The following is a 14,955-nucleotide window of genomic DNA, read 5'->3' as shown; positions in this document are numbered from 1 at the left end:
GCCGGCCGCGGCCGCACGGCGCTTGACAAAGCGCAAGGCCCGGAGCTCCGAGGAACTCCGGGCCCGAGAAGACCGGGCCTACTCGCCCGACTCCTGCGCGAGCTTGGCGTCGAGGGCCGCCCCGACGTCGGCCGGAGTGGCCTGACCCTGCGCCATGAGCTGGATCTGCGCGACCAGCTCGGTGTACAGCGCGTCCTGGTACTTGGGCCACGAGATCATCGGCAGGTAGAACTTGCCGTCGAGCAGCGCCTGGAACGGCACCTCGAGCGACTCGTCGATCGTCGGGGTGTAGTTCGACGTGGTCGTCATGTCGTTGGTCTGCTCCTGGAAGATGCGCACGCCCTCCTCGCTGGCCAGGAACTCCAGGAACTTCTTCGCGGCCTCCGGCTCCTTCGCGGCGGTGTTGATGGCGTAGCCGGGCGACGCGGCGCCGGTGAAGAAGGGCTCGCCGCCCTCCTGGGGCACGCCCGCGAACGTGAAGTTCAGGTCGGGGGCGGCTTCACGGATCGTGCCGACGTCCCACGGACCCGTGGTGATCATCGCGACGCGTCCCCCGACGAACTCGTCACGCACCTGGTCGCCGGTGAGGCCGACCATGTCGGGGCTCAGCACGCCCTCGGCGATCAGCTCGTCCCACGGGGTGAGGGGGTCTGTCCAGAGGTCCTCGAAGGTGGACTCGCCCGCGAAGATCTGCGCGTCGACGTCGCCACCCTGCTCGTAGTTCGCGAGGCCGACGGCCGACCCCAGCGAGGTCGGGAAGCCCTGCCACGACTCGAGGAAGGGCACGACGCCGTCGCTCTTGAGCGTGGTCAGCATCTCGACGAAGGAGTCCCAGTCGGTGGGGAACTCGTCGTACCCGTGCTCGGCCAGGAGGTCCTCGTTGTAGACGATGCCCGACGCCCACGACGACAGCGACAGCCCGTACGCCTCGCCGCCGGGACCCGCGTAGGTCGCCGTGTTGAACTCCGACGCGACGTCCATGAACGGCTCGTCGCTGAGGTCCTCGACGAACCCGCCCTCGATGAGGTTCGTCTTGTTCTCGGCCGCGATGACGAAGACGTCGGCGGCGGTGTTGGAGCCGAGGCGGTTCTGCAGCGTGGAGATGTACTCCGCGACCGGCGGCGCCGAGGAGAACTCGACGCGGATGTCGGGGTTCTCCTCTTCGAAGGCCTCGATCACGGGCGTCATGGTCTCTTCGTTCGACCACGAGAAGAAGGTGAGCACCGTCCGGTCGTCGGCGGGTGTTCCGGAGCAGCCGGCGAGCGCCACGGCCGTGGCCACTGCGGCGGCGCCGGCAGCCAGCCGGACCGACGCCCGGGCGGAGGGGAAGGTATGCGTCATTGCTGTGCCTTTCGGTTGTTGGATCGTTACAGGTTGCGGAAGCTTCCGCGTGTACCGCCGTGCGAGCGGTGCATCTCAGCCCTTGACGCTTCCCGCGATGAGGCCGCGCACGATGTGGCGCTGCATCGCGATGAAGAAGATCACCATCGGGATCAGGACGATGACGCTGAGCGTCAGGAACATCGGCCAGTCGGTCGTGAACTCGCCGACCGCCTTGTAGGTCTGCAGGACCAGGGTCTGCTTCTCTGTCGAGCTGATGAAGACGACCGGCAGCAGGAAGTCGTTCCAGACCCACATCGTCTGGAAGACGCCGACAGTCACCAGGATCGGCCGGATGAGCGGGAGAGCGATCCGCCAGTAGATCTGCCACGGCCCGGCGCCGTCGATGCGCGCGGCCTCGATCACCTCGCCGGGGAGCGTGCGCATGTAGCCGACGATGAGGAAGTAGCAGAACACCGCCCCCGCGGAGTAGAGGATGATGAGCCCCTCGAGGGTGTCGACGAGCCGCGCGTCGCTCAGCAGCCGGTACAGCGGGATCAGGGTCACCTGGCCGGGTACGAGGAACGCGATCACCAGCAGGACGACCATGAGCCGCGACGTCCGCATGATGACCGAGAACGCGGCCATCGACCCGATCAGCAGCATGAGCAGGATCGAGGCGACCGTCACGTACAGCGTGTTGAGGAACGCCTGCGCGACGGGGACCTCGGTGAACACGCGGATGTAGTTGTCGAGGTTGAACGTGGCCGGCAGGGCCAGCGGAGACGCCGTGGTCTCGGCCTGCGTCTTGAGCGTGTTGATGACGAGGTAGTAGAACGGCAGCCCCACGAGCACCGCGAGGGGGATCATCACGAGGCTCGTGACGATCGCGCCCGGGCGCGACAGCACCCGTTCACGGCGGCGCATCTTGACGGCGGGGACGGATGCTGCGGGCACGGCGGCTTCGCGGACGCTCATGAGAACCTCCCCTCGAGGCGGCGGGAGAGGAAGAGCTGCAGGGCGACGATCGCCCCCACCGCGACCATGAAGATCACCGCGAGCGCGGACGCCTGGCCGTACTTCGCCTGCGAGACGCCGTTCTGGATGATCGTCTGCGTGATCGTGAAGGTCGAGAAGCCGGGGCCGCCCTTGGTCAGCGTGATCGGCAGGTCGTAGACCTTGAGCCCGCCCGTCATCAGCAGCAGCCAGCTCACCGTCATCGCCGGCAGCAGCAGCGGAAGCGTGATGTAGAAGAAGCGCTGGAACCCCGACGCACCGTCGATGCGAGCGACCTCGTAGTAGTCGCCGGGGATGGACTGCAGGTAGGCGAGGTAGAGGATGGCGTGCCACCCGGTCGAGGTCCACACCGCGACGGCGATCACACTGATCTGCGCCAGCGTGCTGTTCGACAGCCACGGGATCGGCCCGATGCCGGCGATCGACATGAGGAGCGAGTTGAGCGCTCCCGATCCCAGCGGGTTGAGGATGAAGCCCCACACCAGGCCGAGGATCGCGACCGACGGGATGGCGGGGAAGAAGAAGATCGCGCGCACCGCGTTGCGGCCGAAGAACGCGCGGTCGAGGACGACGGCGAGCGGGATCGCGAGCGCCGTGATGATGATCGTCGTGGCGAGCGTGAACAGGATCGTGAAGCTCAGGCCCGCCAGCATCGAGGGGTCGGTGAAGACGTTCGCGTAGTTGCGGAACCCGACGAACTGGGCGTCGGACGAGTACCCGTTGAAGTCCGTGAAGCTCCACCACAGCGACTGCGCCAGCGGGATCGCGAACAGCACGATGAAGACGATGATCATCGGGACCAGGAACAGGCTGATCCGCACCCGATCGGCACGGTAGACGGGGCCGTGGCTGCCGACCGGCTGTCGAAGCCATCGCGACATGCGCTTGCCCGCCGTCACGAGGACCCGCGTGTCTGTCCGGGGCCTCTCTTCCATGAGTGTCACGTGATCTCCTTCGACCAGCGGAAGTGGACTGAATGCTACCTGTATCGTTACAACCGGTCTAGAGCCGGTCCGGGATCCTCATGCCGGATTCATCCGGTCGACTCCCGCGCGACCACACGGAACCCGGTGACGTGCTCCCGGGGCTGCCAGTCCGGTGAGTCCGCCAGGCGGGCGAGCAGGAGGTCGACGGCGAGCCGGGCGACCTCCTCGTGGTCGGGGTCGATGGTGGTGAGGCTCGGCACGCTGTACCGGGCCTCGAGGATGTCGTCGAAGCCGACCACCTTCACATCGCCGGGGACCGAGATGCCGCGATCGGCGAGCCCGCGGATCACGCCCAGCGCGACGGTGTCGGTGATGCACACCACACCGTCGACACCCGCGGCGCGGTCGACCAGTCCGTGCGCGGCGAGGCGTCCGGACTCGGACGACAGCTCCTGCAGCTCGACGACGAGCGCAGGGTCCGGCTCGATGCCCCGCTCGGCGAGCGCCCGACGGTATCCCGCGTGACGCAGCGACGTGACGCTGAGGCGGCTGACGTCGTCGCCCTCGACCATCGCGATGCGCCGGCACCCCCGGTCGATCAGGTGCATCGTCGCGGCGTACGTGCCGTCCTCGTTGGGCAGGGCGATGTGGTCGACCGGCGAGTCGAAGACGCTCTCGCCCAGGATCACCATCGGCACGTCGGTCGTGAGCAGGTCGCGGTCGGCGGTGCCGAGGCCGACGGCCGACAGGATGAGCCCGTCGTACATGCGGGTGCGCGACGACACGATGGCCGACAGCTCGTTCTCGCGGTCGGCGCCGGTCTGCTCGATCACGACGCGGTATCCGGCCTCGTGCGCCTTCGCGATGACGCGCGCCGCGAGCTGGGCGAAGTACGGCCGGTCGACCTCCGGCACGGCGAACCCGATCGTGTTGGTGCGCCCCGCACGCAGGTTGCGCGCCGCGACGTTCACGCGATAACCGAGGTCGTCGATCGCCTTGAGCACGCGCTCACGCGTCTCGGCCCGCACGTGCGGGTGCTTGTTGAGCACGTTCGACACGGTCATCGGCGAGACGCCGGCGGCCTTGGCGACGTCGTGCAGGGTGGCCATTGCTGAACTCTATCCGTGGGCCGCCGGCCCGGCCGTCAGGCCAGCTCCAGCGACACCGTCGCGAACGAGTGCGCCGGCAGCGTGACCCGCAGCGTGCCGCCGTCGAGCTCCGTGTCGAGCGCGACCGGGGCCACCGCCTCGGGCGCCTCGGCCGAGTTGTGCGCGGCGGCGGAGTCGCCGGTGAGCACGCGGGCCGTCGCTGACGACACCGTCCGGCCGCGCAGATCGACCTCGATGGAGAGGGATGCCTCGGCGTCGAGGTTGCTCAGCGAGAGCAGCGCCGTCGATCCCGTCGTGCTGGCCGACGCCGACACCACCTGCAGCGATCGGCCGTCCGCCTCGCGGGCGTCGGGGGCGTCGAGGACGTGGACGGCGAGCGACGTCGCGTCGTGGTGGCCGCGGCTCATCTCGAACACGTGGTACGTCGGCGTGAGCACGAGGGCGCCGGTCTCGGCATCCGTCAGCAGCATCGCCTGCAAGACGTTCACCGTCTGCGCGATGTTGGCCATCACCAGGCGGTCGGCGTTGCGGTGGAACGCGTCGAAGTGGACGGCCGCCACGAGCGCGTCGCGCACGGTGTTCTGCTGGTACAGGAACCCGGGGATGGTGCCCTCCTCGACGTCCCACCACGTGCCCCACTCGTCGAGCACGAGCCCGACCTTGCGGCCCGGGTCATACGCGTCCATGATCCGGGCGTGCGCGCTGATGACGCGCTCGATGTCCTGCGCCTTCGACATCGTCGCGTAGTAGTCCTCGGTGGAGAACGACGTGGCGCTGCCCTTGTGCTCCCACGTGCCGGCGAGCGTGTAGTAGTGGAACGAGATCGCCTGGAAGATGTTCTTCGGGTCGCGCTGGCAGCCGAGGCAGTTGAGCGCCTCCATGAGCGCCGTCGTCCAGGTCACGTCGTCATCGGACGCGCCGGCGGCGATGCGGTAGAGCTTGTTGTCGCCGTGGTCGCGGCAGAAGGTCGCGTAGCGACGCGCCTCGGAGGCGAATTGCGGGGCGGTGAAGTTGCCGCCGCATCCCCAGGCCTCGTTGCCGATGCCCCAGAACGGCACCTTCCACGGCTCGTCGCGCCCGTTCTCGCGGCGCAGGCTCGCCATCGGGCTGTCGCCGTCGCGCGTCAGGTACTCGACCCAGTCGCTCATCTCCTGCACGCTGCCCGAGCCGACGTTGCCGCTGACGTACGCGTCGGCGCCCAGCATCTCGCACAGGTCCATGAACTCGTGCGTGCCGAAGTGATTGTTCTCGACGACGTCGCCCCAGTGGGTGTTGACCATGCGGGGCCGCGACTCTTTCGGGCCGATCCCGTCGCGCCAGTGGTACTCGTCGGCGAAGCAGCCGCCCGGCCAGCGGAGGTTCGGGATGCCGATGCCCTTCAGCGCCTCGACGACGTCGAGTCGGATGCCGCGCTCGTGGGGGATCGACGAATCCTCGCCGACGTAGAAGCCACCGTAGATGCAGCGCCCCAGGTGCTCGGCGAAGTGGCCGTAGAGGTGGCGGCTGATGACCGGACCGGGGACGTCCAGGTCGACGACGGCGCGAGCGCGGAGGTCGGGCACGGGTTTCTCCTTCGAAACATCGGGGCGAGGCGATTTGTAACGATACACATTCGGACGATCGATGTCGAGCGGAAATGCAGAAGGCCCGGAGTTCCGAGGAACTCCGGGCCTTCTGCGAAGCGGGTGCTTACCAGCTCGACTTGGTCACGCCGGGCAGCTCGCCACGGTGCGCCATGTCACGGAAGCGGACACGCGAGATGCCGAACTTCGTGAGGACACCGCGGGGGCGGCCGTCGATGACGTCGCGCGAGCGCAGGCGGACCGGCGACGCGTTGCGGGGCAGCTTCTGCAGGCCCACGCGAGCGGCTTCGCGCTCCTCGTCGGTCGACGTCGGCGAAACGAGCGCCTTCTTCAGCTCAAGGCGCTTGGCGGCGTAGCGGTCGACGACCTCCTGGCGCTGCTTGTTGCGCGCGATCTTGCTCTTCTTAGCCATGGATCAACGCTCCTCTCGGAAATCGACGTGCTTGCGGATGACCGGGTCGTACTTCTTGAGCACGATGCGGTCGGGGTTGTTGCGGCGGTTCTTGCGCGTGACGTAGGTGTAACCCGTGCCCGCGGTCGAACGCAGCTTGATGATCGGACGGACGTCCTGTGCCTTCTTGGCCATTAGAGCTTCACACCCTTCGCCTGGAGGTCACGCACGACCGCCTCGATGCCGCGAGCGTCGATGACCTTGATGCCCTTGGCCGAGACGTTGAGCTTGATGTTGCGACCCAGCGACGGAACGAAGTAGGTCTTCTTCTGCACGTTCGGGTCGAAGCGGCGCTTCGTCCGGCGGTGCGAGTGCGAGATGTTGTGACCGAAGCCGGGAACTGCTCCGGTCACCTGGCACACTGCTGCCATGGTGATGTCTCCTTAGTACCGTGAGGCCGGACGACCTCACCCAAGATCCCTTGTCTGCATCTCGACGCACGCCGCCATCGCCCGGAAGTTTCCGGTCGTTGAGCGAGCGAAGCGAGTCGAAACGCGTACTGCGTGCTGGAGGCGCGCAGACAAAGAGTCAGTCTAGCACGGACGGCGTGTCGCACTTGACGCGGCCCGGTTCGACCTCCAGCCGTGGAGGCTGCGAGGCGACCCGCGCCCGCCGCGCTATATTCCTGGGCAGGAATCTCTCCTGACACGTGGTCCAATACGAGGCGCCTGGGGCACCGAGGGCCCTGTGCCTGTCTACAAAGTCTCGCGCACGCGTCGGATCCGGGTGGACCATGTCGTCAATCCCGGGAGAGGGGATGGACATGAGCGCAACGCACGACGACGGACCCCTGTGGCCTGCGTCTCCGTTCGATCTCGCCGACGCGCACCGATGCCCGTCGTGCTTCACCGCCGTCACCGCGCGGGTATGCCCCGCGTGCGGCTTCGCGTTGACCGACCCGGGCGCCCCGCGCGTGCTCGAGCTCGGCCGCCAGATGCTCACGCTGGAGCTGTCGCGTCAGCAGCTGATGGACGAGATCCGCCTCGCGCACGCGACGGCATCCGCGGCGACAGCGGATGCTGCACCCGCGACCGTGGCCGCAGCGCCGGAGCTCGTCGCGGCCGTCGCCGACGCAGGCGTCGCCGTGCACCTGGCGCCCGCCGCCGAGGCGATGCTCGGCGCCTCGGCACCGCCGACCGGCGCCATCGCCGTCGTGGCCGAGCCCGCGGCGGAGGGCGCGTCCCTCACAGCGCCCGACGCGATCGAGCTCGTGACCGTGCCGGAGTCCACCCTCGCGGCAGCCGCGACGACGGCGCCCGAGATCGTCGTGCCCCCGAAGCCGCCCGCACCCGCCGCCTCTGGCCCGCAAGGACCCGGGCCGTCCGCACCGGTCGCGGTGGCGGCATCCGCTCCCCGCCGCCGGCTGACCGTGCCGGTGCTGCTGCTCATCGTCGGCGTCTCGCTGGTCGGCATCGCCGCGGTCTTCTTCCTGCTGCTGGCGTGGTTCCTGTGGGGCATCGCGGTGCGCGCGCTCATCATCGGCGGCATCACCCTCGCCACGATCGCGCTGGCCTCGTGGCTGCGCCGCCGCGACCTGGGGGCGACGGCCGAGGGGATCGGCGCGCTCGGTGTGGGACTGCTCGCGCTGGACGCCTGGGCCGTACGGGCGAACGACCTGTTCGGCACGGGGTCGACCGACGCAGCGCTGTACACGGGGGTGTCCGCTCTCGTCGTCGCGGTGATCTGCCGCCTGTGGGCGCGCGTCTCGCACCTGCGCGGACCCGACCTCGCCGCCTCGCTCGCCCTGCCGGCAGGCCTCGGATTCCTCGTGGGCGGGCTGACGTCGCTGCCACCCGCGGAAGCCCTCACCGCCGGCCTGCTCGGCGCCGCCGCCGGCGGGCTGGTGCACGCGCTTCCCGCACCCTGGTCCTCGGCGCGGCGCGGCGAGGACCATGCGGTCGAGCGCCTCGTGCTCGCGCTCAGCGGGGTGGCTGCCCTGGTCGCGGCGGGTCTCGCCGCGGGGTTCCTGACCGGGGGCGCGCTGCCGGTCGTGATCTGGTCGGGCATCGGGCTCGTCGTGCTGGGCATCGCGCATGCGTGGCTCGCCCATCGGACGGTCGACGGCGCTCGTCTTCCCGCCGCCGTCGTGGTCTCGGGCGTCGCCTCGGTGGTCGCGACCGCGGCCGCGGGGCTCGCGGGCTGGCAGCTCGCGATGCGCAGCGGCCTCCCGGTGTACGGCGTGCTGGTCGCCCCCGTGCTGGCCGTGCTCGTCGCCGTCGCGATCGACGTCGTGCGCAGCCGACGCGGCGCACCCGCGTGGGTGCCCGCGGCGATCGCGTCCGCGGTCGTCGCCGGGCTGTCGATCGTCGCCATCATCCTCACGTGGGTCACGCAGGCGATCGTGACGATCGGCGCCTCGTGGACGGCGTGGCGGACGGATGCCTTCACCCTCCCGGCCGGAGCCCCCGAGGTCCCGCTGCTCGCGGTGATCACCGCCGTGGTCATCGGCGGCCTGCTGCTCGCGACGCCCTCGCTGCGAGGACCGGTGCTGCGCCCGTTCGTGCCGGCCGTGGCGACGGTCCTCCTGCTGGTCGCGGGCGCGCGGACGGCCGTCCCGGCCGTCGTCGTGGCGATCGCGGTCGTCCTGGTCGTCGCCGCGGTGGCCGTCGTCGCGGTGCTCCGGATCCGAAAGCGCCGCCGCAACGGCGTCGACGCCGACGGTGCGGTCGATCCCGGCGAGGGACTCCTCGCCAGAGGCCTTCCGATCGGGTACCTGGTCGCCGGCGGGATCGCCGCCGCGACCGCATACGTCGGCGGCGTGGCCACGCCGTGGCTGTGGCTCGTCGGGATCGGCGTCGCGATGGCGTACCCGATCGCGCTGCGGCTCGTGCTGCGGCCGACCGACATCGCCGCGGTCGTGGCGGCCGTCGCCCCGGTCGCCGTCGCCGCGCTGTCGACGTTGTTCGCCCCGAGCGCCCTCGCGGCGGTGACCGGCCTGACGGGCGAGCCGGGCCCGGTGATCGCGACGCTGCTGCAGTGGGTGGCCGTCGCGACCCTCGTCGCGGCGATCCTGCTGCCTGTGGAACGCGCGAGCCGCATCGCGCTGGCCGTCGCCGCCGAGGTGCTCGCGGCGTTCAGCCTCGTCGGCGCGTTCACCGCTGTGACGACGCCGGGTGCCGAGCCCTCGGCGAACCCGCTGCTGACGGCGATCGGCGAGCCGGGCCTCGGCATCGCGCGGGGCGCCCTGCTGCTCGCCGGCCTCACGATCGTCGCCTTCGGCGTCACCCGCGTCGCCGGGGTGCCGACGATCCTCGCCGCGGCGCTGACGGCCCCGGTCGCAGCCGCGACGACCTACGACGTGCTCGGCACGTTCGGTCTGCGCGACACGGAAGGGGCGCCGCTCGCCCTCACCGCCGCGGCGGTCGTCGTTCCGCTCGTCGCGGCGGCCACCGCGTTCCCGCGACGCGAAGCGAACGAGGCTCCGCCCGCACCCGTCTCGCAGTGGCCGGCCGACATCGCCCCCTCCCCGCCGCGGCCGCGCCCGACGGATCGCGTGCTCCGCAGGCTCGCCGCCGATCTCGGCGCTGCCCTCACGGTGCTCGTCGTGGTGTGGCCGGTGACTCCTCTGCTCGTATGGGCCGCACTCGCGATCGTCGCCGTGGGCTTCGCCGCGGCATCCGTGTCCCGCGGGTGGGTGGGGGCGATCGCGGCGGATCCTGCCGACGATCGCTTCGCGACGAAGCGGAACGGGATGCCGCTCCTCGACGGCCCCCGCCGACTGCTGGCGTGGCCGGCGCTCGTCGCCGCGATCGCGGCGTGGTGGACGTGGCTCGACGCCGGCACCCCCGACATGTCGTACACGGTGGAGTCGTACGTCGTGCCGTCGGCCGTGGTGCTCGTGGTCTTCGCCGCGCTGCTGGTGCGGCTGCGCCGCCGCGTCGAGGCGAGCATCGCCCTCGCCGGCGGTCTCGCGCTCGGGCTGTGGGCTCCCGCCGTCGAGGGGTGGAGCGGGGAGCCGCTGCGGGGCGTGGTCATCGCCCTCGTCGCCGTGGCGGTGTGCCTGGCGCTGTCGTTCACGCCGGTGCGCAGCATCCGTCCCGCCGCTCCGCTCGGGGCCGGCGTCGCCGTGATCGCGATCGGGCTCGTCGCCGTCGAGCGCGCGTTCGAAGGGCAGGGCTCGCAGGTGCTCTGGCTCGTGCTGCTGGTCGCGGTCGCGTACGCGTCGGGCTGGGGCGCGACCCTCGCGCGGCCGAGCCGTCTGGCGTCCGGGCTCTACGCACTCATCGTGCCCCCGGCAGCCGTCATCGCGGCGATCGTCGCGATCCTGCCGATCGCCGACGAGCCGCGCATCGTCGCGGGGACGATCATCATGCTCGCCGCACTGCATCTCGCCGCCGCGGGGCTGAACCGCCTTCCGCTGACCGGCGCGACCCGCTGGATCTCGCTCGCGGGGGCCTTCGCGGTCGGCGCCGCGGGCTGGGTGCTGGGTGCGGCGACCGAGGTAGAGGCGGTGTCGCTCCCCGTCGCCGCGATGTGTCTCGTCGGGGCCGTGCTCGGCATGCTCCGGCGTCGGCGGGCCGGCGATGTCTGGCCCGCCGCGGAGGGCCCCGCGTGGATCGTGGGTGTGGTGCTCGCCACCGCGCCGAGCCTCCTGGTCGCGGCCGAGCCCGCGCGCCTCTGGGCGTACATCGCGCTCACCCTCGCGGCGGCGGCCGGGGTGGCAGCGCTGCGCGAGCCTGCGCGCGAGCGCGTCGCCGCGGCGCCCGCGCCCACAGCGGCGCAGGTCGCCGCGCCGCCGGCGTCTGCCCGGGGTGCTGCGGCGCCCATCCCGCCCGGCCCGTTCGCGACGAGTGCCCCGTCCGAAGAGCTCTCCGCCTACGCTCCGCCCGCGGGTTCCCCCGTGCATCCTGCCGCGCCACCGGCGTACGCAGCGCCGCCCGCGGCAGCCGTCGCGCCGTCCGTGCCGCGGACCCCGCGGTTCGTGGACATCTGGTCGCTGCGCACCCCGACCGCGATGCTGCTCGGTTTCGCCGCCGTCCTGATGGGGCTGCGCGGGCTCGTCCCGCCGGCCGTCGCGGGCGACGCGGCGGCGGCGATCGTCGCGGGCCTCGGCGTCGTGGCGGTGGCCGTCCTGCTGACGGCACGCGCAGCAGCGGATGCCGCCGCCCGCGGTGCGGCCGCCCTGGCCGGCGCCGGGACGGCCCTGCTCGTCGCGATGTCGCTCACGCGTCCGGACGCCGATCTCGTGCTCACGACCGTGACCGCCGTCATCGGCGGCGTGCTCGGCGTCGCGGGCGCCTCGGTGCTGGGCCTGCGGCGCTGGGCGCCGCTCGGCGGGGTGCTGGCCGTGGGCGGACTCGTCGTCGCGGTGGTCGCGTGCGGCGCGCGGTTCTTCGAGATCGCACCCGCCGGCGGCCTCGAGCCCGACCTCTGGGCCGTGGCAGGGGCGGGGATCGCAGGAGCGGTCGCCCTGGCTGCGCTGCGCGCGACGCCGTCGCGCGCGGTCGGCCTCACCGCCGGTGCGGGCTTCGCGGTCGCATCGGTGCTGTTCGCCCTCGCCGAGCTGCAGCTGCTGCTGGTGCAGCAGACGGGCGACGAGCTGCGCACCGCCGCGGTGATGTCGGCGCTGACGGCGGCCACCGTGGTCGGCACGGCGGCACGCGCCCGGCTCGGACTGGCCCTGGTGATCGCGGCTGCGATCGCGGGCGCCGGCTTCGGCATCCTGGCGCTCACGGCCGGGGACGTGCGCCCCATCGAACTGGTCACGGCGCCGCCGGCGCTCGGCGGCATCGCGTACGGCGTGCGCACCCTGCGCCGCGAACCGGCGTCGCGCACGTGGCCGACACTCGGCCCGTGGCTGGCGCTCTTGACCGTGCCGTCGCTGCTGACCGACTTCGCGGGGTCCCCGTCCGGAGTGGCCGCCGAAGCGGGGTGGCTGGGCGGGCCCGAGCTCTGGCGCATCGTCTCGCTCGGCGTCGTCGCGATCGCAATGGTGGTGGTCGGCGCGACCTACCGGCTGCAGGCGCCCCTCCTGCTCGGCTCGGCGGTGCTGGTCGTGCACGCGGTCGCCCAGCTGTGGCCGTGGATCTCCACTACCTACGTCGCCGTGCCGTGGTGGCTGTGGCTCGGCCTGGGCGGCGCGCTGCTCATCTTCATGGCCGCCCGCTACGAGAAGAACATGAAGGCGCTGCGCACGACCGTCGTCGCGGTCACGTCGCTTCGCTGACCTCGCGCGCGCCGCGCCCCCAGCGGAACGGCGACACGGTCGGCTCGCCGGGGATCCAGTATCGCCACGGGAACACGGCGGTGCCGGCAACGCCCGCGACGCCGACGCGCGGGCCCGACGCCACCTCGGCGAGCGGGTCGGCGAGCAGCTCCAGCCGTGCCACTGCGCCGTGGAGCGGCGCACCGGTGATCGCGTCGATGCCGTCGTGCAGCGGATGCCGCAGCCCCACCGCGTCGCCGAACCGGCCCGGTCCGCGCGCCAGGTCGCGCGGAGTGCGGGCCGCCGGTCGGCGGCGGGTCGCAGCATCCGTCCCCTCGATCACCTGGCCCGCCCGCAGCAGCACACCGCCGGCGACCCCCTCGGGACCGCACACGACGTTCACGCACGAGTGGATGCCGTGACTGAGGTACACGTACAGATGCCCGGGTTCGCCCCACATCGTGGCGTTGCGGGCGGTCTGCCCCATGCGCGCGTGCGAGCCCGGATCGGGCACCGGTCCGGTGCCGCGCCCGTGGTAGGCCTCGACCTCGGTGAGGCGCACCGCCACCGTCTCGCCGTCGACCACGGTCGTGAGGCGGGCGCCGAGCAGGCGCGGCGCGACGTCGGCGGGAAGACCCTGCAGGTCCGCGCGGGTCGCCGCACGCCACAGGTCCCGCGCCATGGGCCGAGTCTACGTCCGCGCGTCGTGGCCGCGATCAGCCCGGCGACGCACCGCCGCCGATACTGTTCGCGCATGGGGAAGTGGTTCGTACTCATCCTGCTGAGCGTCTCGCAGTTCATCATGGTGCTCGACAGCACGGTCATGAACGTCTCGATCTCGACCGTCGCGGAGGACCTCGGCACCGACATCTCGGGCATGCAGGCCGCCATCACGTTCTATGCGCTGACGATGGCGGCGTTCATGCTCACGGGCGGCAAGCTCGGCGACCGCTGGGGCCGCAGCATGGCCTTCCGCATCGGGTCGGTCGTCTACGGCATCGGCTCGCTGACCACCGCGCTCGCGCCGAACCTCACGGTGCTGATGCTCGGCTGGTCGCTCGTCGAGGGGCTCGGCGCCGTGCTCGTGATCCCCGCGATCGCCGCCCTGGCCGCGATCAACTACACCGGCCGCGAGCGCGTGGTCGCGTTCGCCGTGCTCGGCGCGGTCACCGGCGGCGCCGCCGCGGCCGGCCCGCTCATCGGCGGACTCGTCACGACCTACTCATCGTGGCGCTACGTCTTCGTCGCCGAAGCCGTCGTCATGACCGTCGTGCTCATCGTGTCGGGGCGCATCAAGGACGTGCCGGGCGACCGCAAGCTGCGGATCGACCTGCTGAGCGTCGTGCTCTCGGCGCTCGGCCTGGGGCTGCTGGTCTACGGCATCCTGCAGTCCAAGACGTGGGGCTGGTTCCAGCCGCTCGACCCGCCCGTGATCAACGGCCAGCCGTTCGCCCCGCTCGGCATCTCGCCCGTCGCGTACCTGATCCTGCTGTCGCTCGTCGTGCTGTGGCTCTTCGTGAAGCGGCAGCAGCAGCTCGAGCGGGGCGGCCACGTGCCGCTGCTGAAAGTCAGCCTGCTGCGCATCACGGCGCTGCGCAGCGGCCTGACGATGTTCATGGCGCAGTACTTCGCGATCGCCGCGCTGTTCTTCGTCGTGCCCGTGTACCTGCAGACGATCCTCGGCTACGACGCCCTGCAGACGGGCCTGAAGATCCTGCCGCTGTCTCTCGGGCTCATCCTGTTCTCGATCCTCGGGTCGCGGCTGTCGACCGTGCGCACGGCGCAGAACATCGGCCGGATCGGGCAGCTCACGCTCGGCCTCGGCGTACTGATCGTGTTCCTGGCTGTGCAGCCCGAGCTCGCCGACTGGGCGTTCGCCGCCGGCATGTTCGTGGTCGGCGCCGGCTTCGGCCTTCTGGCCTCCCAGCTCGGCAACGTCAACATGTCGGCCGTCTCGCAGTCCGACACCTCGGAAGTCGGTGGCCTCCAGGGAACGTTCCAGAACCTCGGCTCGTCGTTCGGCACGGCGATCGTCGGCTCGGTGTTCATCCTGCTGCTCACCTCGGGCTTCACTGCGGCGGTGGAGCAGAGCACGACGATCCCGTCAGACATCCAGCAGCAGGTCGTCGCCACCGCCTCGAAGGGCGCGCCGATCATCTCGCAGCAGCAGGCCGAGGACCTGTTGACGGATGCCGGCGCCGACCCCGAGTCCGCCTCCGAGGTCGCTCAGATCTATGCCGACACGCAGGTCGAGTCGCTGCGCCAATCGCTGTTCTTCGTGTTCGCTCTCACGGTGCTCGGGCTCATGCTCTCGAGCGGCCTGCCGGCCACGCTGCCCAATCCCGCCGCGCCCAAGACGGAGACGGACGACGAGGACGCAGCATCCGCCCGCCCCTCCTGAGCT

At 71.3% G+C, this 14,955-nt stretch carries 11 protein-coding genes; 2 read left to right on the top strand and 9 right to left on the bottom strand.

Annotated elements, in window-relative coordinates:
* Positions 1-78 precede the first annotated feature (78 nt).
* The 8 genes from ASF40_RS02285 to rpmB all read right to left on the bottom strand — a co-directional run bounded on the left by ASF40_RS02285 (position 79) and on the right by rpmB (position 6,777).
* A complete protein-coding gene (locus ASF40_RS02285; RefSeq protein WP_056365770.1) occupies positions 79-1,341 on the bottom strand; it encodes an ABC transporter substrate-binding protein in 1,263 nt (420 codons plus the stop codon).
* Positions 1,342-1,416: 75 nt separating this feature from the next.
* Complete coding sequence (locus tag ASF40_RS02280; RefSeq protein WP_235560100.1) at positions 1,417-2,298, bottom strand: carbohydrate ABC transporter permease; 882 nt, start codon at positions 2,296-2,298, stop codon at positions 1,417-1,419.
* Positions 2,295-3,272, bottom strand: coding sequence for a carbohydrate ABC transporter permease (locus ASF40_RS02275; protein ID WP_235560124.1), 978 nt, complete (start codon positions 3,270-3,272; stop codon positions 2,295-2,297). Before ASF40_RS02275 ends, ASF40_RS02280 begins: the two co-directional genes overlap by 4 nt.
* A gap of 98 nt (positions 3,273-3,370) precedes the next feature.
* Entirely contained in the window at positions 3,371-4,372 is a 1,002-nt protein-coding gene (locus ASF40_RS02270; protein ID WP_056365767.1) for a LacI family DNA-binding transcriptional regulator, read from the bottom strand.
* Positions 4,373-4,407: 35 nt separating this feature from the next.
* A complete protein-coding gene (locus tag ASF40_RS02265; RefSeq protein ID WP_056365765.1) occupies positions 4,408-5,934 on the bottom strand; it encodes an alpha-N-arabinofuranosidase in 1,527 nt (508 codons plus the stop codon).
* A 127-nt stretch (positions 5,935-6,061) separates the two neighbouring features.
* Positions 6,062-6,367, bottom strand: coding sequence for a 30S ribosomal protein S14 (gene rpsN, locus ASF40_RS02260; RefSeq protein WP_018173549.1), 306 nt, complete (start codon positions 6,365-6,367; stop codon positions 6,062-6,064).
* A gap of 3 nt (positions 6,368-6,370) precedes the next feature.
* On the bottom strand, positions 6,371-6,541 hold the full coding sequence (gene rpmG, locus ASF40_RS02255; protein ID WP_018173550.1) for a 50S ribosomal protein L33: 171 nt from the start codon (positions 6,539-6,541) through the stop codon (positions 6,371-6,373).
* Positions 6,541-6,777 (bottom strand): 50S ribosomal protein L28, encoded by a 237-nt coding sequence (gene rpmB, locus ASF40_RS02250; protein WP_013584774.1) that lies wholly within the window; start codon positions 6,775-6,777, stop codon positions 6,541-6,543. The genes rpmG and rpmB overlap by 1 nt, the downstream gene beginning before the upstream one ends.
* Before the next feature lie 392 nt (positions 6,778-7,169).
* On the opposite strand from rpmB, the gene ASF40_RS02245 reads away from it, so the two are divergent.
* Entirely contained in the window at positions 7,170-12,572 is a 5,403-nt protein-coding gene (locus ASF40_RS02245) for an SCO7613 C-terminal domain-containing membrane protein (protein ID WP_157549352.1), read from the top strand.
* Here ASF40_RS02245 and ASF40_RS02240 read toward each other — a convergent pair.
* On the bottom strand, positions 12,556-13,233 hold the full coding sequence (locus tag ASF40_RS02240) for a DNA-3-methyladenine glycosylase (RefSeq protein ID WP_056365760.1): 678 nt from the start codon (positions 13,231-13,233) through the stop codon (positions 12,556-12,558). The two genes, ASF40_RS02245 and ASF40_RS02240, sit on opposite strands and share 17 nt — an antisense overlap.
* Positions 13,234-13,305: 72 nt before the next feature.
* Between ASF40_RS02240 and ASF40_RS02235 the strand changes: the two genes are divergently transcribed.
* Complete coding sequence (locus ASF40_RS02235) at positions 13,306-14,952, top strand: MFS transporter (protein WP_056365757.1); 1,647 nt, start codon at positions 13,306-13,308, stop codon at positions 14,950-14,952.
* Positions 14,953-14,955 lie beyond the last annotated feature (3 nt).

The sequence above is a fragment of the Microbacterium sp. Leaf288 genome (assembly GCF_001422925.1).
Taxonomy (GTDB): domain Bacteria; phylum Actinomycetota; class Actinomycetes; order Actinomycetales; family Microbacteriaceae; genus Microbacterium.
This window is presented reverse-complemented; position numbering and strand designations above follow the sequence as displayed.

Bases quoted from the DNA above. Each gene is read 5' to 3' on its own strand.
- ASF40_RS02245 (WP_157549352.1), top strand. From the start codon at position 7,170: ATGAGCGCAACGCACGACGACGGACCCCTGTGGCCTGCGTCTCCGTTC.
- ASF40_RS02285 (WP_056365770.1), bottom strand. From the start codon at position 1,341: ATGACGCATACCTTCCCCTCCGCCCGGGCGTCGGTCCGGCTGGCTGCC.
- ASF40_RS02240 (WP_056365760.1), bottom strand. From the start codon at position 13,233: ATGGCGCGGGACCTGTGGCGTGCGGCGACCCGCGCGGACCTGCAGGGT.
- ASF40_RS02280 (WP_235560100.1), bottom strand. From the start codon at position 2,298: ATGAGCGTCCGCGAAGCCGCCGTGCCCGCAGCATCCGTCCCCGCCGTC.
- rpmB (WP_013584774.1), bottom strand. From the start codon at position 6,777: ATGGCAGCAGTGTGCCAGGTGACCGGAGCAGTTCCCGGCTTCGGTCAC.
- rpsN (WP_018173549.1), bottom strand. From the start codon at position 6,367: ATGGCTAAGAAGAGCAAGATCGCGCGCAACAAGCAGCGCCAGGAGGTC.
- ASF40_RS02275 (WP_235560124.1), bottom strand. From the start codon at position 3,272: ATGGAAGAGAGGCCCCGGACAGACACGCGGGTCCTCGTGACGGCGGGC.
- rpmG (WP_018173550.1), bottom strand. From the start codon at position 6,541: ATGGCCAAGAAGGCACAGGACGTCCGTCCGATCATCAAGCTGCGTTCG.
- ASF40_RS02270 (WP_056365767.1), bottom strand. From the start codon at position 4,372: ATGGCCACCCTGCACGACGTCGCCAAGGCCGCCGGCGTCTCGCCGATG.
- ASF40_RS02235 (WP_056365757.1), top strand. From the start codon at position 13,306: ATGGGGAAGTGGTTCGTACTCATCCTGCTGAGCGTCTCGCAGTTCATC.